The sequence below is a fragment of the Streptomyces sp. NPDC044719 genome, assembly GCF_056433405.1.
The window spans coordinates 166090-186650 of record NZ_JBWKHE010000012.1 but is presented as its reverse complement, the minus strand read 5'-3'; the positions used below and the strand labels follow the sequence as shown (position 1 = coordinate 186650).

Below are 20561 nucleotides of genomic sequence, written 5' to 3'. Positions count from 1 at the left end.
ACTTACCGTTTCCGGCTAAGGCTTGTGCCGTGACGGTGAACCTCTCCGAGGAGCGAGCGGCCGCTTCCCCCCTGCCGGTCAGACGCTTCGTTCTCGAAGTGCTGAATTTCGCCCTGGTCGGCGGGAGCGGTGTCGCGGTGAACTTCCTGGTGTTCAACGTGCTCCTGCACGGGCTGCACCGGGCCGCCATGGTCGCGACCGTGCTGGCCAGCCTGGTCGCCATGGGCGGCAACTACCTCGGATTCCGGTACATCACCTACCGCGACAGGGCGTCCCGTACGCGGCGCCAGATCGCGCTGTTCTTCGGCTTCAGCGCTGTCGGCGTCGCCCTGGAAAGCGGGCTGTTCTACGTCGGATACCACGGCCTCGGCCTGGCCGGTCCCCTCGAGTCGAACGCGGTCAAGGCAGCCTCGATCGTTCTGGCCTCCGCCTTCCGTTTCCTCGTCTACCGCACATGGGTGTTCCAGCACGATGCGCGCCGCGACTAGACCGGTCCTCGTCGCGCAGGCCGCCGCCGTGGTGGCCGCCGTGGCGGTCGTCGTGCTGCTGCTCCTCGTGATCGTCAGGCTGCCCTGGGCAGGAGATCTCGGCGTGCACGCGGCGACCGTCCAGCGTCTGCGGCACAACCTCCTCGACCCCGGCAATCCGCTCGTCGACGCGGACACGCCGAGTCCGTATTACTCGCCCTGGATGCTGGTGCTCGGCTGCGTCGCGCGGATGGGCGATCTGTCGGTGTTCTGGGTGCTGCGGATCGGGGCACTGGTCGGGCTCGCGCTGCTGGTGACCGGGGTTTGGCGGTATGTGCGGACGCTGAGTGGCCGTCGTGCCGCTCCCGCGCTGGCCGTGCTGAGCCTGTTGCTCCTGTGGGGAACCGTGGTCTTCAAATGGAGCGGCTTCTACGGGCTCAACTCCCTCGCGCTGACCGTGTCGTATCCGAGCGTGTTCGCCTTGGGGCTGGCGTTTCACCTCTGGGCCTGGCTGGGGCGGGCGGTGCGGCAGAACGGGGGTTGGGGGGTGTGGCTCGGGCTGGGGGTGCTGTGGGCGGTGATCCTGCTGTGTCATCAGTTCTCGGGAGTGGTGGCCTCGTTGGGGGCGCTCGCGACGGTGGTCGCCGCGCGGCCGGGGCGGGCGGTGTGGGGGCGGCTGGGGTGCGGGGTGGTGCTGGGGCTTGTGGTGCTGCTGGTGTGGCCGTACTACGACTTCTTCGCTCTGGTCGGGGCGTGGGGCGGGCTGGAGTCGGTGCATCGGCCGTTGTACGAGGACCTGTTCGGGCGGTACTGGCTGGTGTTGCTCGGGGTGGTGGCCCTGGGGGTGCGGTGGTGGCGGGATCGGTGGGATCCGCTGGTGCTGTTCTTCGTGCTGGGGTTCCTTGTGGTGGCCGTGGGTGGGGTGAGCGGGCAGTACGCGTGGGGGCGGGCGTTGCCGGCGGTGCTGATTCCGGCGCAGGTGGCGGTGGCGGTGGAGGTGGGGGAGGCCGGGCGGCGTGCGGTGCGGGTGGGGTGGGGGTGTGTGCTGGGGGTGGCGCTGGTTGTGGGGGCGTGGACGCAGGTGGGGACGGTGGGGTACGTGGTGAGGCCGGGGGATCTGCCGGGGAATCTGCCGGGGGTCGTCGCGGAGAAGTACCGGGAGCCGTGGGTGGGGTACCAGTGGATGACGCGGTGGGTGAAGTACGGGGATGTGGTGATGGCGCGGTTGGGGCGGCCTAGTGCGCAGATTCCGGCGTACGGGGCTTACACCGTGGCGCCTGGGTATCCCGACTTCTTCCTGCCGGATGTGGGGCGGAGGGAGGAGGCGGTGCGGAGGTATTTCGGGGGTGGGGTGTCGGAGGGGGAGCGGGGGGAGATTTTGCGGGAGTACAGGGTGCGGTGGGTGATGGATACGGGGGTGGATCGGCCTGGGGGCGGGTTGCGGGAGGTGGCTCGGGGGCCTGAGGGGCAGGTGTTGTACGCGGTGGTGCGGTGACGTTGAGCGGGCTGTTCTCACCCGTGTTGAGGTGCCCGGGGCGTCGCTGCTGGGGGCGGGTGGGTCCGCAGCCCGGCGGAGCGGGGTGACTCCCCCACTCTCGGCTTCGCTCGAGCGGGGGGACCCCCACCGCCCACCCGTGCCGCCCTTAGCGGCACGATTGCCCGCAGCTAGGTGGGAGCGGGTGGTTTGCGGCGCAGCAGGAGCGGCGGCCGCAGCTAGGTGGGAGCGGCGGCTCGCGGCTCAGCGGGGACGGGCGGCTCGCGGCTCAGGGGGACCGGGCGGCCGCAGCTAGGCGGGAGCGGCGGCCCGCAGCTGGGTGAGAGCGGGCGGTTTGCGGCTCAGCGGGAACGGCGGCCCGCAGCTGGGCGGGAGGCGGCCCGCAGCTAGGTGGGAATGGGTGGGCCCGCGGTTCTGCTGGATGTCTACTTCAGTGCGCTGGCCAGCAACCGTGCTGCTCGTTTCACTCTGGGGCGGGCCAGGCGGCGGACTGTGGGGCGGATCAGGTTGGCTGTGACTCCGGTGGGTTCCCAGCGGGCCTGTAGGCGGCCGGGGGCGTGGCCTTCCGGTTCCAGGGTGAGGTGGTGGTGGGGGACCTGGGTGGTGAAGGCCGGGAAGGTCAGGGGGGCCAGGAGGAGGCCGGTGTTGGAGACGCCCTGGTGTTGCAGGCGGAGCAGGGGGTGGCGGACTCCGGAGAAGCCGTAGAAGGGAAGGAGGGCCGCTCCGAGGTCCAGGTGGGCGTGGCCCTCGAAGACGCCGGGGCCGACGGGGGAGAGCCGGAAGTGGACGTGGAGGCGGTGGCCGCCGGGGGCGATGAGGAGCGTGGCGCGCCGGGGGCCGACGGGCAGGCGCAGGGCCGGGTCGTAGGTGCGGATCGCGAGGTCGACGGAGGCGCCCGGGCCTCGGGTGATCTCCGTGATCTCATGGCGGAACTGGGCGCTCGGGAAGGGACGGGTCTCCAGATCCAGGTCTGAGATGTCCAGTTCGCGGCGGGCCCACTCCGAGGTGGGGATCCGGTCGCCCCAGTACGTGCGGCCCTCCCCGTCCGTCGTGATCCGCCGCGGCCCCACGCCGTGGCCCAGTCCTCGGGCCGCTACCCGGGCCTCTGCCAGGCGCCGGTCGCGGATCAGCTGGAGGACGACGCGTTCGGCGCGCGGGAGGCGGGCGAACGCGCCGGGGCAGAGCGTGTCGAGGTACGGGGTGACCAGGTCCGCGAAGGAGGACAGCCACGCCTCGTCCCGGTAGGGCAGGTCACCGGCGTACATCCTGAAGTCGTGCTTGAGGAACTTGTAGTCCTTGTCCTCGCGCAGCGCCTCGTGTCCGTTGTCGGCCAGGAAGGTGTCGATGAGGTGCTGGACGTGGATCCGGTCGCGGACGTTGTCGAGCTTGTGCCGCTGGTTCGATATCGAGGCCGCCTCGGAGGCCGCGTAGGGCGCCACGTACCAGCGGTAGACCGGCTTCGGGACGATCGTGAAGCTCTTGGCCAGGCAGTACGCCCGCGCCGAGAACAGCTGGTCCTCGTAGTGGATGCCCTCGGGGAAGCGCAGGCCGTGCCGGTCGAGGAAGGCGCGGGCGTACATCTTGCTCGTCGACAGGTGCTCGAAGAGCAGGCGCGGGTCGGCTTCGATGCCGTCGAGGGTGCGGCGCTCGGCGACCAGGTGCGGCATCCAGGTCGAGCGGCGGCCGTTGTCCACCCGGACCCGCTGCACCGCCCCCATCGCGAAGTCGATCTCTCGTTCGCGGTGCGCGGCGAGCAGCAGGGCGACGGCGTCGTCGGGAAGTTCGTCGTCGCTGTCGAGGAACATCAGGTACGGCGCCCGCGCGATGTCCAGGGCGCGGTTGCGCGGGACGCCGCAGCCGCCGCTGTTCTGCTCCAGGCGGAGGTGGCGGACGCGGGGGTCCTGGGCGGCGAGACGCCGTGCGACGTCCGCGGTTCCGTCCGTGGAGTGGTCGTCGCTGATGATGATCTCGACGTTCGCGTGGGTCTGCCGGCGGACCGAGTCGACCGCGCGCGTGAGGCGTTCGGCGTCGTTGTAGACGATGACCGTCACGGTGACGTCGGGGGTGCTCATGCGGTCGCCTCCTGCGGGGTCGGGGCCGGGGTGCGTTCCTCGATCGGCAGCACCTGCGGCAGGGAGCGTTCGTCCTGGCCGAGGAAGACCCGGCGTACGACGCGCTCGGCGGCGCGTCCGTCGTCGTACTCGCAGAACCGGCGCCGGAAGACGGCCCGGGTCTTCGCCGCGCTCTCGTCGCGCCAGGCCTCGGTGGTGAGGATCTCCGTCAGTTCCTGCTGGGTGCGCGCGACCGGGCCCGGGGCTTGGTCCATCAGGTCGAAGTAGACGCCACGGGTGGTGCGGTACGTCTCCCAGTCGTCGGCGTGGATCACGATCGGCCGGTCGAGGTTGGCGTAGTCGAACATGATCGAGGAGTAGTCCGTGACCAGGGCGTCCGCCGCCAGGCACAGATCCTCGACCGGGTCGTAGGAGGAGACGTCGATGATCCGGCCGCTGCGGCGCAGGTTGGTGAGCGGGGAGGCCGCGCCGCCGTAGAAGTAGTGGCCGCGCACGAGCAGGACGGTGTCGTCGCCGAGGCGGTCGGCGAGGGCGGCGAGGTCGAGGCGCGGCGTCCAGCCGGCCTCGTAGTCGCGGTGGGTCGGCGCGTAGAGGACGGCCCGGCGGCCCGGGTCGATGCCGAGGCGGTCGCGGACGGCGCGGATGTCCTCGGCCGTGGCGGTGTAGTAGACGTCGTTGCGCGGATAGCCGTGGTCGAGGGAGACGTAGTGCGAGGGGTACGCGCGCTCCCACATACGGGTGGTGTGGCTGTTGGCGGAGACGCTGTAGTCCCACTTGTCGATGCGCTCCAGCAGCGCCTTGAAGTCCAGGCCCTGCGCGGCGGCCGGGTACGCCATCTGGTCCAGGCCCATGCGCTTCAGCGGCGTGCCGTGGTGGGTCTGGACGTGGATCGCGTCCGGGCGTTTGACCACCGCGCCCGGGAAGTTGACGTTGTTGACGAGGTACTTGGCGGTCGCCAGCACCTCCCAGTAGCGGCGGCTGCCGGGCACGACATGGTCGGTGCCGGGCGGGAGGAGGGCCTCGTTCTCCTGGGTGACCACCCACACCGGGTGGATCTGCGGGGCGAGTTCGGCGAGCTCGGCGGCGATCGCGGCGGGGTTGCAGGCGACGCCGCGGTTCCAGTACGCCGCGAACACCGCCAGGTGGGGGTCGACCGGGCGGGCGAGTGCCCGGCGGTACTGGTGGTCGCGGAGCTTGGCGCCGACCTGGCGCTTCCGGGTCCGTACGGCCGACTTGGCGGTGCGGCGGGTGCGGTTGACGGCCTGGAAGGCCCGGTACCTGGCGTAGGCGCCCTCTTCGAGCAGGGAGCGGCGGACGCCTTCGAGACCGGCGGGGCGGCTGTAGCCCTCGGGGCGGCGGCGCAGGGCGGCCAGGGACGCCCGGCGGAAGAACTCCCGCGCGACCTCCTCCTCCATGCCGCCGCGCGCGAAGACGCGCAGACAGTCGCGGACCATGACGTCGTAGAGGACGGCGTGGGCGGCGGGGCGGCCCCGGGTGAGGTCGAGGAGGGACTCGTAGCGCTCGACGAGGCCGTAGCGCTGTTCGGGAGTGACCGGCGGCAGGCTCGCGGGGCGCAGGGCGCGGTCCTCGTAGGCGACGTGCGGCAGACAGGCGACGCGGTCGGCGAGCAGCAGGGCGGCCAGGGCGGCGTGCGGCTCGTCGTCGGTGGTGAGCTGCTGCTCGTGCGCCCGCCAGAAGTCCGCGCGCAGGACGCGGGTGCCGAGCAGCGGGGTGAGGCGCAACAGGGGCGCGCAGACGTCGAGGGTGACGTCGGCGCGGCCCGCCCGGGCCAGCAGGGAGCCGTTCGGGGAGGGCATGCCGGAGGTATGCCAGGTGCTGCGGACGTGGTCGAGCAGCAGGACGTCCACTTCGGCGGGCAGTTCGGCCACCCGCTCGGCGACCGTGCGCGGGGCGCCGGCGGGCAGGCCGTCCTTGGCGTGGACGAAGTGCAGCCAGCGGCCCGAGGCCCGGGCCGCGCCCGCCGCGCGGGCCGCCGCGTCGCCCATGCCGTCCGGCACCGGCAGCACCTGGACGTCCGGGGTGTGCCGCTCGGCGGTCTCCCGGGCCCAGTCGCCGACGGCGGCCACGATCACCTCGGCGTCGGGGAGGGGATGCGCGGCGAGGGAGTCGAGGAGTTCCGTCAGATGGTCCTGAACGTTCGCCCCGTGGACGATGAGGCTGAGCTCGGCCATCGCGAGGGCTCCTTCTCACTGATGCGTCGTATTCGGTCATGGTTTCATCAATAAGACAAAACGGCCGACCGGAGTACGCCTCACGAGCGAACGGGAACCTTCGGCTTCGGGCTTGGCTTGGGCTTCGCGGACTTGTCCCCGGTGAACGCCTCGTACTCCTTGAGGACGTCCTCCGTCGGCCCGTCCATGAGCAGCTCGCCGCGCTCCAGCCACAGCACCCGGTCGCAGGTGTCGCGGATCGACTTGTTGTTGTGGCTGACCAGGAACACCGTGCCGGCGTGCTTGCGCAGCTCGCGGATGCGCTGCTCGGAGCGCTTCTGGAAGGAGCGGTCGCCGGTGGCCAGCGCCTCGTCGATCAGCAGCACGTCGTGGTCCTTGGCGGCGGCGATGGAGAACCGCAGCCGCGCGGCCATACCGGAGGAGTACGTCCGCATCGGCAGCGTGATGAAGTCGCCCTTCTCGTTGATGCCGGAGAAGTCGACGATCTCCTCGTACCGCTCCCTGATCTGCTCACGGGACATGCCCATGGCCAAGCCGCCGAGGTGCACGTTGCGCTCGCCGGTCAGGTCGTTCATCAGGGCCGCGTTGACGCCGAGCAGGGAGGGCTGGCCGTGGGTGTAGATGCGGCCGTTCTCCACGGGGAGGAGTCCGGCCACGGCCTTCAGCAGGGTCGACTTGCCGGAGCCGTTGGTGCCGATCAGGCCGATCGCCTCGCCCTTGTAGGCGACGAAGGACACGTTCCGCACGGCGTGCACCCGGCGCACGCCGGCCGCCTTCTCGGTCTTCTTGCGGCGCACGATGCGGTTGAGGGCGGCGGTCGCGGAGCCGCGTCCGGCGCCGGTGCCGTTGACGCGGTAGACGATGTCGACGCCGTCGGCGACGACGGTGGGGATCTTCTCGCTCGGATGCTCAGCCACGGCCGTACGTCTCCTCAGCCTTCCAGAAGTAGATGAAGCCACCGGCACCGGCGACCAGGGCCCATCCGACGGCGAGCGCCCACACGTGGGCCGGGAGCTGGCTCGCGTGGAAGCTGTCGATCAGGGCGAAGCGCATCAGGTCGATGTAGATCGCGGCCGGGTTGGTCTCCAGCAGGACCGTCACCACACGGGGCAGGCTGTCCTTGTCGGCCAGCTTGTCGATGCTCCACATGACGCCCGAGACATACATCCAGGTGCGCAGCACGAACGGCATCAGCTGGGCGATGTCGGGGGTCTTGGCACCCATCCGGGCCATGACCATGGAGACGCCGGCGTTGAACGTGAACTGCAGGAACAGCGCCGGGAGCGCCAGCAGCCAGGACACGCCGACCGGCACCCCGAAGCAGAGCAGGATGACGACCAGGGCGCCCATCGAGAACAGCAGCTGCTGGAGCTGCTGGAGGCAGAACGACAGGGGCAGGGCGGCGCGCGGGAAGTGCAGGGCGCGGACGAGGCCCAGGTTGCCGGAGATGGCGCGGGTGCCCGCCATGATCGAGCTCTGCGTGAACGTCCAGATGAACACGCCCGTGACCAGGAACGGGATGTAGTCCGGCACGCCGTGCTTGGTGCCGAGCAGGACACCGAAGATGAAGTAGTAGACCGCCGCGTTCAGCAGCGGGGTCATCACCTGCCAGACCTGGCCCAGCTTCGCCTGGCTGTACTGGGCGGTGAGCTTGGCGGTGGCGAACGCGGTGATGAAGTGACGGCGGGCCCACAGCTGACGCACGTACGCGGGCAGGGAGGGCCGGGCGCCGCTGACCGAGAGGCCGTGGCGGGCGGCGAGGGCCGCGAGGTCAGCGGCGGCGGGGGCCGGGGCCGGGGCCGGTGGCTGGGGCGGTGTGTCGAGGACCTGGCTCACATCCGCTGCTTTCGTTCGGGGGAGGGGTGTGGGGCGTGGGGCCTGGGTCGTGAGGAGCGGGAAAGTGGGTTTTTACCAGACTCTTCACGAATTCTTACGTCGGGACGGGACCGTATCGTCGCAACGCGAGCGTAGGCCTTTCGAGCGTCGGAACGCAACCGTTTCGTCGTGACGCCCCTATGCTGTCGGCATGACGACGAACGCGAACGCCGACGAGCCGCCGCAGCCGCGTCCGCAGCCGCGTCCGCGCCGCCGGGCCCCGGCGGGGGCGGCCGTGCTGCGGGAGGATGTGACGGACGCGATCCGGGCGGCCGTCTTCGAGGAGCTCGCGGCCGTCGGCTACGCGCGGATGTCCATCGAGGGGATCGCCCGCCGGGCGGGCGTCGGGAAGACGGCGGTGTACCGCCGCTGGCGCTCGAAGCTGCACCTCGTGCTGGACATCGTCTCGGCGCTCGCCGTGCAGGGCCTGCCCGCGCCGGACACCGGCTCCCTGGAGGGCGACCTGCGGCTGCTGTACGAGGTGACGTCGCGCGCCCTGCGCCACCCCGTCGCCTCGCAGATCATCCCCGACCTCCAGGCCGAGGCGGCCCGCAACGCCGATATCGCCGAGGCGCTCCAGAAGGCCCTGCGCGAGGGGCAGGACGGCGTCGCGACCGGCATCGTCACGGCGGCGGAACGCCGCGGTGAGCTCCGCGAGGGCCTCGACCACGACCTGGCCCTCGACCTGATCTCGGGCCCGCTCTACTGGCGCTCGGTGGTGATCCGCAGCCCGAAGCTGCCGCAGGGCTACCTGGGGTCGCTGGCCCGGGCCACGGCGGGGGCGTTGCGGGCGTTGTGAGCGGGCTTGCCGGCAGGTGACGCGGGTTCAGCCCCGCACCGCCTCAGGGTGCAGCCGTACCCACCCTTCCCACGCCGACGCGATCATGTCCTGGACGTCGTGCCGGGCCTTCCAGCCCAGCTCCGTGGCGGCGCGGTCGGCCGAGGCGACGACGCGGGCCGGGTCGCCCGGGCGGCGGGGGGTGACCGTGGGCGGCAGGTCATAGCCGGTGATCGCGTTGATGCGGGCGATCATCTCGCGGACGGAGACGCCCTCGCCCCGGCCGATGTTGAGCGTGAGGGCGCGGCCGGGCGAGGAGCGCAGCGCCCGGGCCGCCGCGACATGGGCCTCGGCCAGGTCGACGACGTGGATGTAGTCGCGTACGCAGGTGCCGTCCGGGGTCGCGTAGTCGTCGCCGAAGATCCGCGGCGGCGCGTTCTCCGTGAGCTTCTCGAAGACCATGGGCACGAGGTTGAAGACCCCCGTGTCCGCGAGCTCCGGGCTCGCCGCGCCCGCCACGTTGAAGTAGCGCAGGGACGCCGTCGACAGGCCGCTGGCCCGGCCCGTCGCCCGGACCAGCCACTCACCGGCCAGCTTCGTCTCGCCGTAGGGCGACATCGGCACGCAGGGCGTCTCCTCCGTGACCAGGTCCACGTCCGGCATGCCGTACACCGCCGCCGAGGAGGAGAACACGAAGGACGGCACCTTCGCCGCCGTCACCGCGTCCAGCAGGATCCGCAGCCCCTCGACGTTCTCCCGGTAGTAGCGCAGCGGCTGCTCGACCGACTCTCCCACCTGCTTCTTCGCCGCGAGATGGACGACGCCGGTGACCGGGTGGTCCGCGAGGGTGCGCGCGAGCCGCTCGGCGTCCAGGGTCGAGCCCACCACCAGCGGCACCCCCTCGGGCACGCGCTCGGCGATACCGGTGGACAGGTCGTCGTAGACCACCGCCCCTTCCCCCGCCGCGGTCATCGCCCGTACGACGTGCGCGCCGATGTAGCCGGCGCCGCCGGTGATCAACCAGGTCATGTGCGACCGTCCCCTCGTCAGCTGTCCCGTCGGGTTCTCAGTGAAGCAGGCGGATTCAGTGAAGCAGGCGGCGCAGTCGCGCGCGTACGACGGAGAGCACACCGCGTACGCCGGGCGCCACCCGCAGCGCCAGCGCGCCGGAGTGGGTGGCGTACGGCTGCACGAGCACCACGCCGTGCCGGGCGCTCGGGACGGCACTGCGGCGCAGCAGGCCGGCGCCCGCGAGCGCGTGCGCCGTGACCTCGCGGCTCGCACCGTCCCGGAAGCGGACACGAAGGCGCAGATCCCAGGTGGCCGTACCGAGCGCGGCCAGCGCGGGGAGATCGACGTCCGCCTCCGCCGACCAGCCGCCGGCGGAGGCCGCGAACTCCGTCGTGGCGCGGACGCGGGCGTCCCCGTCGTCCCGGTGCCGCCACTCCACCTCCACCGCCGCCGGGCCCGCCCGCTCCACCCGGCCGTACAGCTCGTGCAGGCGCAGCCGCAGCCGGGCGCCACGCGCGCGCGGCCGCAGCTCCGCGTCCACGGCGAGGGGCAGCGCGCGCACCGGCCGGGTCAGCAGGGGTTCCAGCGAGACCTCCGGGAGGTCCTCCGACCAGACGGGCGTGCCGTCGGAGGCACGGGCGTACGGCGGGCAGAGGCGGGCCGGACGGGCCGCCAGTTCCCGCAGCCGGGGCAGGTCGCGCGGCTCCGGGCAGGCCAGGACGACCCGCCCGGCCAGCCGGCCCGGAGCGGCCGGGTCGAGCGCCCAGTCGTCGGCGTCGTACTCCGCGAGATGCGCCCGCGTCAGTTCCCACCACGCGCGCCGGTAGGCGGCGTCACGCAACCCCAGCTCGCGCACGTACATCCGCAGCTCGTGGTCGAGGAACCTGGCGCGCGCGGCCCGCGCGAGTTCCTTCTGCCCGGCGCCCAGCAGGGTCTCGTACGCCTGGCGGCAGGCCTCCGTCCGGGCCCGCCAGTTGCCGACGCCGGTCCGGTCCAGGGAGATCGACAGCCGCTCGGCGGACCAGCGCACATGCCAGACGTACACCAGGTCCGGGATCAGGACGATGCGTGGGTCCGCGGCCAGCACGCGCGCGCTGAAGACGATGTCCTCGTATGGGAAGCGGCCCTCGGGGAAGCGAATGCCGTGCTCGCGCAGGAAGTCGGTGCGGTAGAGCTTGTTGACGCAGAGCGGGTCCTGGACCAGATGCGGTCGCAGCGCGGGGCGCGGTACCACGGCGTGGAGCGCGTAGAGACGCGCCTGCCAGGGCACTTCACGCCCCGACGGCAGCTCCCGGCGTACGCACAGCCCGCCCGCGACCTGGGCGTGCGCGCCCGTCGCGGCCCCGAGCAGCGCGTCGACCGCGCCGGGCGGCAGGACGTCGTCGCTGTCCAGGAACATCACGTACGGCGATGTCACCGTGTCGAGCCCGGTGTTGCGCGGGGTGCCGCAGCCGCCGCTGTTGACCCGGCGGCGGATCACCCGCAGGCGGGGTTCCGACGCGGCGAGCCGGTCGAGGAGGGCGGCGCTGCCGTCCGCCGAGCAGTCGTCGACGGCCACGACCTCGCGCACGGCCGGGCCCTGCGCGAGCGCCGAGCGCACGGCGTCCGTCACATGGGCGGCGTCGTCGTAGCCGATGACCACGACGGCGACCTGGGGGCGAGGCCTGTCGGCATCCACAGCGGCATTCATTACAACGGATCGTAAATCGGGTGAATGCTGTGAAAGCGACAAAACGCCCTATGGGGCTACGACTGCCGGTCTCCCGGCACCTCCGAGAGTGCCGCCGCGTCCAGCGCCGACGTGAGCTCGTCGAGGCGGGCGCGCAGGGCGCGGATCTCGGTGGCGTCGAAGCCGGTCGCCCCGGCGATCCGGCGCGGCACCTGGAGTGCCCGCGTCCGCAGTGCCGTGCCCTCCTCGGTCAGTCGCACCTCCACCGACCGTTCGTCGCGCGCGCTGCGCTCCCGGCGCACCAGGCCGGACGCCTCCAGCCGCTTGAGCAGTGGTGACAGGGTGCCGGAGTCGAGGCGCAGGTGCTCACCGAGCTTCTTCACGGGCAGCTCGCCCTGCTCCCAGAGCACCAGCATCACCAGGTACTGCGGGTAGGTGAGCCCGAGGTCCTTGAGGATCACGCGGTAGACGCCGTTGAAGGCGCGGGAGGCCGCGTGCAGGGAGAAGCAGATCTGCTGGTCCAGTCGGAGCCAGTCGTCATCCGGCGTGTTCATGCGTCCAGGGTAGCCCGAACCCGCCATTCAATTGCGCACAACTTAATTGTGTGCTCTAATCATGGGTGTCAGGCGGCCCGGAAGCGGGCCGCCGGAACGTGATGCGAGAGGGAGATTTCCATGGACGCGCTCTACACCGCTGTCGCCACCGCCACCCACGGCCGCGAGGGCCGGGCCGTCAGCTCCGACGGCACCCTGGACCTCGCGCTGGGCACGCCGCAGGCGCTGGGCGGCAACGGCCAGGGCACCAACCCGGAGCAGCTCTTCGCCGCCGGTTACGCCGCCTGCTTCGGCAGCGCCCTCGGTCTCGTCGGCCGTGGGGCCAAGGTCGATGTCAGCGACGCCGCCGTGACCGCCGAGGTCTCCATCGGCAAGCAGGGCGAGGGCTTCGGCCTCGCCGTCACGCTGCGCGTCGAGCTGCCCGACAGCGTGGACGAGGCGACCGGCCGCAAGCTGGTCGAGCAGGCCCACCAGGTCTGCCCGTACTCCAACGCCACCCGCGGCAACATCGAGGTCGACCTCGTTATCGAGTAACCACCCGCGCGTCACCCCCGACCCGCGCCAGCACCTCCCCCGTCTCCCCGCTCCACGCCACCACCACGGCCTCCTCGGGCACCGGGTGCCAGCGCGTCAGCAGCAGCCAGCGCACGTGGTAGCGGCGTACGACGGCGGCACGCTGGGCGCGGGTCGAACCGGGGGACAGATAGGCCCGGATATCGGCCGCCCGGCGCTCCCGCACCCGCTCGTCCAGGGCCGGGTCGGACCGGACGGGCGCGACGAGGTTCGGCCCGTACCCGGCTAGGGAGTCGCCGGCCAGATACCCGTCGGTGATCACCACCTCGCCCGGCCCGATGTGCCGTGCCGCCCAGTCGTACGCCGGCCGGCGCACGGGCTGTGCGAACCCCACCGGGTCGACCGAGCGCGGCACGACCGCCCCGGCGTGCACGGTGACGAACCCCGCGCACGCCCCGGCCGCCGCCGCCCCGCCCAGCACCCTCCGGGCCCGCCGCCAGGGCCGGGGCGCCGCCAGCTCCACCGCCAGCGCGCAGTGCGGCGGCAGCAGTACGGCCCACAGGGCACCGGCATACGCGTAGTGCCCGCTCACCCAGCCGTACGCCACCAGCGGGCACTGCAGCAGGAACATCAGCACCAGCGGATCACGCGAGGACCCACGCGCCCGCACCCACAGCGCGGGCAGCCCGAGCAGCGCCAGCCAGGAGCCGGCGAACATCTCCTCGTACAGCCGCCGGTCCCTCGTGTCCACGCCGGTCCCGCTCACCAGATCCAGCACGTCGTAGTACGGCCACGCGACCGCGACCGCCCCGCAGACGACCCCGGCGAGCGCCCAGCGCGTCACGACCGGCCGGCGCCACCCGCGCTGCCGGGACGCCACGATCGCCACCGCGCCGATGAGCGCCGAGGCGGCTGTGACGAAGTGGGTGAGCAGGATCAGCCCGTACAGGGCGCCGAGCCCCGCGTACCCCGGCCGGCCGTCGAGCCCGCTCGGGCCGACGAATCGCACAGCGGGCGCGTCCTCACGCGCACGGGTCGCCGTCCAGGCCCACGCCCAGAGCGTCAGCCCGATCGCCAGCGTGGACGGATGGCCCAGGTTCGTCGTCATCGGCAGCAGACCGAGGCCGCCGCTCCACCGGATCCGCGCCGTGCCCCACAGCAGCGTCATGAACAGCAGGCCCAGGACCGGCGCCCAGGGGCGCGGGGTGAGGGTCCGGACGAAACGGCCGAGCCCCGTCAGCAGCACCAGCAGATGCACCGGCCCCGCCAGCTTCACGACGCCCCAGCCGGACAGCCCCGTCAACCGGGCCAGCACGCCCTGCGCGACGGCGTAGGGGCCGTAGGAGGGGCTGCCCTCGCCCGGCAGGTCCGCCACGGGGTGGGCCGGATGCAGCAGATCAGCCCTGAGCCGCTCCACGACCGCCGCGTGCAGTCCGGCGTCGCAGCACAGCGGGACCCGCCAGTACGCCAGCGTCATCACCAGCCAGAACAGGGTGCCGAACAGCTGGTACGGGGTGAGCCGGCCCATCGGCCCGCCGCGCAGCGCCGTCGCACCGCGCACGGTCCGCCGGACGAGGACCGGGGCGCTCACAGGAGTGGGGGAGGGGTCTCGGGCATGCGCCAGATGTTCCCGCCCGGTGCGTGCTCTGACCCCGGGTCACCTCATCGGGTCAGTCGCACAGGGCCTTCTCCGCCGTCGCGGGCCAGCGCGCGAACCGGAACCCCGTCCGCTCGACGGACCCCGTGAGGTTCCGCCAGAACCGCTCGGCGGTGAGCGGCGCGCGCACCGACTCCTTCAGCTCGGCCAGTTCACCGCAGTCCAGCGCGGCCCGGGCCGCCACGACCGTCTCCAGCGAGGCCCCGGCCCGCAGCAGATCGCGCTGCGGCGGGCGCCGCGTGGCCCACTCCGCGAAGACCCAGTGGTTGCGCAGGAACTTCTCGTGCCCGGGCCAGCTCCACCGCTCCAGCGCGAGATGCGCGCCGACGGGACTGGCAAGCCCCCAGGCGTCGTTGACGTAGGCGTCGAGCGGTGCCGCGGCTCCCGTGACGCCGAGATGACGGCCCACGATCACCACGTGGTACCGGGAGTCCGGCCGCATCGGCGTGGCGTGCAGCCGCCGCCCGGAGTCGAAGTACAGCAGCGTCGGCCCGGCAGCGCGCACCGCCTCCGCCAGCATGCCGCGCCCCTCCGGCAGGGCGGGCCAGTTGGCCACCCAGGTGGCGGTGCGCACCGGGTTGTGGTCGCCGAGGGCCTCCACGTCGGAGCTGCGCACATTGAAGGACCCGGGCGTGCCGCGCACGTCGAACGGCGTCCGCAGCGGGCTGACCGCGGCGCACAGCCACACCAGCAGCAGCGCGCTCGCGACGCCGGTGAATCGGTTCGCCGGGACGACCAGCACCGGCAGGAGCAGCAGCAGAAGGGCGGGCAGGATCATGCGCGCGTGCATGTAGTCACCGCCGACGCGGATCACGTACCCGGACAGCAGCAGGCCCGCGGCCAGTGGAGCCAGCAGCACCGCGAGCGAGGTCCGCCCCGGGGCGCGGTAGCGCCGTTCCCGGCGTGTGCGCCGCACCAGCAGGACGGTCAGCGCGCCCAGCACGGGGACGACGGGCCACAGCCAGTAGGGCCCGAGCGTCTCCTGCACATAGCCGGCTCCCCGGCTCCAGTCGCTGGCGCTCGCCTCCTTGGCGATGGCGGGCAGCGGCACCAGGATCCCGTAGTAGCCCGCCCGGAAGACCTCGTAGGCCAGCGGCAGCGCTCCCGCCGAGGCCAGCATCGCGGCGGTGCCCCGCCGGGAGGGACGCAGCACCCACCACTGCGCCGCCAGGAAACACGCCGTGACCACCGCGAGGTCGGGCCGGACCAGCGGACCAAGACCGAACACGAAGGCGGCCCCGTACAGCGGCCGGGCCGGCTGCCCGCGCCGGGTGCGCGTCAGCAGCCACCACGACAGGCCGGTCCAGAAGGCGCCCAGGCCGCTCTCCAGGCCCGATGTCATGTACGACCAGAACGGCGGCACGGCCAGCAGCACGCACACACCCGCAGGGAGCAGCAGCCGGGCGCCCCGGTGCAGCCGGCACGTGGCGTACAGGGCGAGCCCGAACCCGGCGGCGCTCAGCAGCAGCCCGAGTCCGACCGCGAGGAACGCGGGGTCCTCGCCGGTGACCCAGGTGGCGAGCGCGAGCAGCCACTGCCACAGGGTGCCGGTCGAGCTCTCCGCCCGCTCTCCCACGTTGAACACGGGCCCGTTGCCCGCCAGGATCTGCCGGACCGGCCGCAGATAGATCAGCCCGTCGTCGCAGATCCAGCGGCGCCGGTAGCCCAGCACGAACAGGGCCGCGGTGGGCACGGCGACCAGCGCCGCGTGCCACCAGTGCACCGGCCGCAGCCGCTCGGCGGCGGCCGGCGGACGGGCCGAGGCGGCCCGCTGGCCGGGCAGGGAGGGGACGGCCTCGGGGGTGGCGGGTGTTCTCATCGCTCGACCAGCGCCCCGGACCTCGCACCGGCACCGGGGGTCCGGCGGGCGGCGGGCAGCGGCGCACCGCCCCCTTCGCCCAGCATCAGCAGGCGTACGACCCGCTCGGCGGCCCGGCCGTCCTCGAACTCGCAGTACCGCTCCCGGAAGCCCGCCCGCAATCGCGCCGACTCCCCGTCCTGCCAGGTGCCGGACGCGAACAGCCAGGCCAGCTCCCGGTAGGAGCGCGACACATGCCCCGGCGCGTCGGCCGTGATGTCGAAGTAGGCGCCCCGGCTGGCCGCGAACGCGCCCCAGTCGTCGGCGTGGACCACGATCGGCCGGTCGAGGAGGGCGTAGTCGAACATCAGGGCCGAGTAGTCGGTGACCAGCACGTCGGAGGCGAGCAGCACGTCCTCGACGTGCGGCTCGTCGGTCGCGTCCACCAGCACGCCCCGCCGGTGCAGCTCGGCCAGCCCCAGGCCGCGTGCCACACCCCCGGCCAGCGAGGGGTGCAGCCGGACGACGAGGGTGTGACCGGGGCCGAGATCCTCGGCGAACCGGGCCAGATCGAACCGGTCGACATGGCCGCCCTTGCGGTAGTCGCGCCGGGTCGGCGCGTACAGCACGACCGTGTGACCGGCGGGGACGCCGAGCCGCTCGCGGACCTCCGGGCCCCGTTCCGGGTCCGCGCCGACCAGGACGTCGTTGCGCGGACTGCCGGTCCGCAGTGAGGCGAAGTGGCACGGGTACGCCCGCTCCCAGGCCCGCTCCGCGTGCAGACCCGCGACCAGGCTGTAGTCCCAGCGGTCGGCCCGGCGCAGCATCTGCGGAACGTCGAAGCCGTGCCGGGCGCCCGGCTTGGTCAGCAGGTCGGCGCCCATGTACTTGAGCGGGGTGCCCTGGTGGGTGTGGATGTGGACGCTGCCGGGCCGCTTGGCCAGGGTGCCGGGCCAGTTGACGTTGTTCACCCAGTACGTGGCCCGCGCCATGACCTCGTGGTAGCGCCGCGAGCCCGGTGTCACATGATCGATGCCGGGCGGCAGCGTCTCCACCGCGTCCTCCCGGACCACCCACACGCCCCGGATGTGCGGGGCGATCTCGCTCGCCTTGGCGTGGATCGCGGCCGGGTCGCCGGACACGCCCCGGTGGTGGGTCGCCGAGTAGACGGCGAGGTGCGGATCGAGCGGGCGCTTCGACTGTGCCGCGTACCAGGTGCGCAGAGCGGCCCCCGACGCCTTCCGCACCACCCGCCGCTTCCTGCCCAGGGCACTCGCGCGCAGATCCCGCAGCCGGCGCACCGCCGCGTACGACGCGTAGGGCGACGAGGCCAGCAGCCGCATCTCGACCCCGCGCCAGCCGTCCGGCTCAGGGAAGCCGCCCTCGGGGAGGTGACGGCGGTGGAAGGAGCGGATCTCGCGGTAGAAGTCGCCCCGGTCCGCGGGCCGCACCCGGTCCTCGCGGCCGAGCACGAACAGCATGTGGTCCAGCGCCCGCTCCAGCAGCGGCGGCCGCGCCCAGTCGAGGTCGGGGCGCCGCTCCAGGAACGCGAACAGCCCTTCGTACTGCGGGAAGATCTCGAAGTGCCGCCGTCCGGGCGTCCTGGTGATCGCGCCCTGCCTGCGCTGCCGGTACTCCACCCCGATCCGGCCCAGACAGGCGATGCGGTCCGCCAGCACCATCGCCCGGTAGGTGACCGGCGCGTCCTCGTACAGCCCCGGCGCGTACTCCAGGCCGTGCTCCTCGAGGAAGGCGCGCCGGTACGCCTTGTTCCAGGCGACCAGGAACAGCTTCAGGTACCGAGGGCTCTCCCGGATGCCGAACGTCTCCGTGCCCGCCTCGGCCAGCAGGTCCGCCGCCTCACTGCGCCCGCCCCGGCCCCACCAGTGGGTGCGCACATGGTCGAAGACCAGGATGTCCGGGTCGCCGGTCGCCTCGAGACGCGCGGCGACGGCGGCCAGCAGACCCGGCGTGTAGCGGTCGTCGCTGTCGAGGAACAGGACGTAGTCGCCGGCCGCCCGCTCCCGTCCGGCGTTGCGGGCCCGGCCCAGGCCGACGTTCTCGGGCAGGTGCAGCACCCGTACCCGGGCGTCGCGGGCGGCGTACTCGTCGAGGATCGCGCCGCTGCCGTCGGGGGAGCGGTCGTCCACGGCGATCACCTCGAAGTCGCCGTACGACTGGGAGAGCACCGAGTCGAGACACTCGCGCAGGAAGCCCTGCACCTTGTAGACGGGGACGATGATGCTGAAGCGGGGCACTTCTTCGGTCAGCTCCTTACGAGGGTGGCGGCGGGGGCCGGGACGCGCTCCGCGAGCGGGATCACGGGCGGGATCGACTCGGGCGGCTCTCCCAGCAGCACCCGGCGTACGACGCGCTCGGCGGCCCGCCCGTCGTCGAACTGGCAGAAGCGCTCCCGGAACGCGGCCCGCAGGGCCGTCGCGGACTCGTCCGCGTAGCCGCCGTCGACGAAGGCCGCCGCCAGTTCCTCGGGCGTACGGGCGACCCGGCCGGGCGGGAGCTCCATCAGGTCGAAGTAGACGCCCCGGGTCTCCCGGTAGACGTCCCAGTCGTCGGCGTACACCACGATCGGCCGGTCCAGGTTGGCGTAGTCGAACATGATCGACGAGTAGTCGGTGATCAGCGCGTCGGCGGCCAGGCACACGTCCTCGGACGAGCGATGCCCCGTGACGTCGATGATCCGGCCGCCGCCCCGGCCGGGCCCCTGGTCGTAGAAGTAGTGGGCGCGCAGCAGCACCACGTACTCGTCGCCGATCGCCTCGCAGAACTCGGCCAGGTCCAGGCCGGACGCGAAGCCGGTGGCGTAGTCGCGGTGCGTCGGGGCGTAGAGGATCGCCTTCTTGCCCTCGGGGACGCCGAGTTCCTTGCGGACGCGGGCGACATCCTCGGCGGACGCCGTGCAGTAGACGTCGTTGCGCGGATAGCCGTACTCAAGGGTCTCGTGCGCCCCGGGGAACGCCTTCTCCCACATCTCGGTGGAGTGCCGGTTGGAGGTGAGGTTGTAGTCCCAGCGGTCCACCCGGGCCAGCAGCCTGGCGAAGCTCCCCGTCGCCGCGGCCACCACGGGATACGTCGCCTGGTCCGCGCCCATCGTCTTCAGCGGTGTCCCGTGCTGGGTCTGGAGGTGCGTGCTGCCTGGGCGTTTCACCACGGCGTCCGCGAAGTTGGCGTTGTTGACCAGGTACCGGGCGCGGGCCAGGACCTCCCAGTACTTCCGGCTGCCGATGACCGCGTACTCCACGCCCTTCGGCACGGCCTCCACCGCGTCCGGCTCCACCAGGAACACCGAGCGCAGGTGGGGGGCGAGTTCCCGGGCCTTGGCATGGATCGCGGCCGGGTTGCAGACGTAGCCCCGGCCCCAGTACGCGCAGTACACGACGAGGTTCTTGTCGAGCGGGAGGCGCAGGCTCACCGCGTAGCGCAGGCGGGTGCGCAGCCCCCGGGGGCGCGGGAGCAGCGCGGCGGCCCGCGTCGCCTTCCGGTTGGCGGCGCGCAGGGCGTGGAACGCCGGGTACGAACCGGCCGCCAGCAGCCGGTGCTGGACACCGAGACTGCCGCCGGGCGCCCGGTAGCCGGCGGGGCGGTGCCGCCGGTAGAGCGCGCTCGCCCGGCGGAAGAAGGCGCGGCGTCCGGCGGGCAGCCGCCGGGGGTGGGCGGCCGTCTTCAGTACGGCGGCGAAGAGCTGGGAGAACAACGGCTTCAGCCGGTCCGCCGACAGCCCCTCTTCCGCGGCCCGCCTCAGCACCAATTCGGTCTGGTCGAGCAGCTCGGCATGGTGCTCGCCCGGAAGGTTCAGCCGGTTGCCCTGCCGGCGCAGCAGATGCCGGACGACGACCGTGCGCAGGGCCGCCATCCGCTCCGCCCGCAGGGCGACCAGGGCGCCGAACCCGACGTCGGTGAAGTGGTCCCCGGGGAAGGCGATGTCCCGCTCGGTGAGGAAGGCCCGGCGGTAGACCGCGCTCCACGCCGGGAGCGTCACGCCCGTCAGCTCCGGGGCCCGGCCGGGGGAGAAGACCCCGTCCGGGGTCCTGGCCAGCAGGGGCGCGGCCGGGTTGGCCGGCTCACCCTCCCACCAGGGGGTGCGCTCGTGCTCGAAGTACAGGACATCCACCGGCGCGTCCCCGTCGCCCACCGCGCTCAGCCGGGCGTCCAGTGCCGCCAGCGCCCCCGGGACCAGGACGTCGTCGCCGTCGAGGAACAGCACATGGCCGCCGACGGCCGCCCGCAGCCCGGTGTTGCGCGCCCCGGCCAGGCCGGCCGAGGGCGGGGAGTGCACCGGCGTCACCCGGGAGTCCCGCTCGGCGTACCCGGCGACGACGTCGGCCGCAGGCGCGTCGGGTGCGTCGCACACCGGGATCAGCTCGAAGTCGCCGAACGACTGGGCGAGGATCGAGTCCAGTGCCAGGGACAGCCGGCCCGCGACCCCATGGGACGGGACGACGATGCTGAAGCGGGGCATTCT

15 protein-coding genes are annotated in these 20561 nt (G+C 72.7%); 4 read left to right on the top strand and 11 right to left on the bottom strand.

The features are described from left to right. Positions 1-29 precede the first annotated feature (29 nt). Together AC07DF_RS37995 and AC07DF_RS37990 are read left to right on the top strand one after the other, a co-directional pair. Entirely contained in the window at positions 30-488 is a 459-nt protein-coding gene (locus AC07DF_RS37995; protein ID WP_478981525.1) for a GtrA family protein, read from the top strand. Further along, positions 472-1962 (top strand): hypothetical protein, encoded by a 1491-nt coding sequence (locus tag AC07DF_RS37990; protein ID WP_478981523.1) that lies wholly within the window; start codon positions 472-474, stop codon positions 1960-1962. Before AC07DF_RS37995 ends, AC07DF_RS37990 begins: the two co-directional genes overlap by 17 nt. Before the next feature lie 425 nt (positions 1963-2387). On the opposite strand, the gene AC07DF_RS37985 is transcribed toward AC07DF_RS37990, so the two are convergent. The 4 genes from AC07DF_RS37985 to AC07DF_RS37970 form a co-directional block, all read right to left on the bottom strand. Beyond that, positions 2388-4034 (bottom strand): glycosyltransferase family 2 protein, encoded by a 1647-nt coding sequence (locus tag AC07DF_RS37985; RefSeq protein ID WP_478981521.1) that lies wholly within the window; start codon positions 4032-4034, stop codon positions 2388-2390. Further along, positions 4031-6226, bottom strand: a complete 2196-nt coding sequence (locus AC07DF_RS37980; protein ID WP_478981519.1) for a CDP-glycerol glycerophosphotransferase family protein — start codon at positions 6224-6226, stop codon at positions 4031-4033. The genes AC07DF_RS37985 and AC07DF_RS37980 overlap by 4 nt, the downstream gene beginning before the upstream one ends. An 80-nt stretch (positions 6227-6306) precedes the next feature. Beyond that, positions 6307-7143 carry an ABC transporter ATP-binding protein gene (locus tag AC07DF_RS37975; RefSeq protein WP_478981517.1) on the bottom strand — a complete coding sequence of 279 codons (837 nt, stop codon included), beginning with the start codon at positions 7141-7143 and terminating at the stop codon, positions 6307-6309. Continuing rightward, on the bottom strand, positions 7136-8062 hold the full coding sequence (locus AC07DF_RS37970) for an ABC transporter permease (RefSeq protein ID WP_478981515.1): 927 nt from the start codon (positions 8060-8062) through the stop codon (positions 7136-7138). The genes AC07DF_RS37975 and AC07DF_RS37970 overlap by 8 nt, the downstream gene beginning before the upstream one ends. 190 nt (positions 8063-8252) lie before the next feature. Here AC07DF_RS37970 and AC07DF_RS37965 point away from each other — a divergent pair, with 190 nt between their 5' ends. Next, a complete protein-coding gene (locus tag AC07DF_RS37965; protein ID WP_478981513.1) occupies positions 8253-8900 on the top strand; it encodes a TetR/AcrR family transcriptional regulator in 648 nt (215 codons plus the stop codon). A 27-nt stretch (positions 8901-8927) separates the two neighbouring features. Here AC07DF_RS37965 and galE read toward each other — a convergent pair whose 3' ends face one another. The 3 genes from galE to AC07DF_RS37950 are packed head-to-tail and all read right to left on the bottom strand — an operon-like array spanning position 8928 to position 12140. Then, positions 8928-9908, bottom strand: a complete 981-nt coding sequence (gene galE / locus AC07DF_RS37960) for a UDP-glucose 4-epimerase GalE (RefSeq protein ID WP_478981511.1) — start codon at positions 9906-9908, stop codon at positions 8928-8930. A gap of 55 nt (positions 9909-9963) precedes the next feature. Further along, on the bottom strand, positions 9964-11580 hold the full coding sequence (locus tag AC07DF_RS37955; RefSeq protein WP_478981509.1) for a glycosyltransferase family 2 protein: 1617 nt from the start codon (positions 11578-11580) through the stop codon (positions 9964-9966). 56 nt (positions 11581-11636) lie between these two features. Next, positions 11637-12140, bottom strand: coding sequence for a MarR family winged helix-turn-helix transcriptional regulator (locus AC07DF_RS37950; RefSeq protein WP_478981507.1), 504 nt, complete (start codon positions 12138-12140; stop codon positions 11637-11639). A gap of 93 nt (positions 12141-12233) precedes the next feature. Between AC07DF_RS37950 and AC07DF_RS37945 the strand changes: the two genes are divergently transcribed. Beyond that, positions 12234-12647: an organic hydroperoxide resistance protein gene (locus AC07DF_RS37945; protein ID WP_478981505.1), complete on the top strand. Its 414-nt coding sequence runs from the start codon at positions 12234-12236 to the stop codon at positions 12645-12647. Here AC07DF_RS37945 and AC07DF_RS37940 read toward each other — a convergent pair. From AC07DF_RS37940 to AC07DF_RS37925, 4 genes are all read right to left on the bottom strand, one after another. Continuing rightward, on the bottom strand, positions 12637-14217 hold the full coding sequence (locus tag AC07DF_RS37940; RefSeq protein WP_478981503.1) for a hypothetical protein: 1581 nt from the start codon (positions 14215-14217) through the stop codon (positions 12637-12639). The two genes, AC07DF_RS37945 and AC07DF_RS37940, sit on opposite strands and share 11 nt — an antisense overlap. Before the next feature lie 79 nt (positions 14218-14296). Continuing rightward, the gene (locus tag AC07DF_RS37935) at positions 14297-16102 is read right to left on the bottom strand and encodes an arabinofuranosyltransferase AftB family protein (RefSeq protein WP_478981501.1); all 1806 of its coding nucleotides are present in this window, start codon (positions 16100-16102) and stop codon (positions 14297-14299) included. Further along, positions 16099-18339 carry a bifunctional glycosyltransferase/CDP-glycerol:glycerophosphate glycerophosphotransferase gene (locus tag AC07DF_RS37930; RefSeq protein ID WP_478981499.1) on the bottom strand — a complete coding sequence of 747 codons (2241 nt, stop codon included), beginning with the start codon at positions 18337-18339 and terminating at the stop codon, positions 16099-16101. The genes AC07DF_RS37935 and AC07DF_RS37930 overlap by 4 nt, the downstream gene beginning before the upstream one ends. Before the next feature lie 8 nt (positions 18340-18347). Then, a complete protein-coding gene (locus tag AC07DF_RS37925) occupies positions 18348-20558 on the bottom strand; it encodes a bifunctional glycosyltransferase/CDP-glycerol:glycerophosphate glycerophosphotransferase (RefSeq protein WP_478981497.1) in 2211 nt (736 codons plus the stop codon). Positions 20559-20561: the final 3 nt, after the last annotated feature.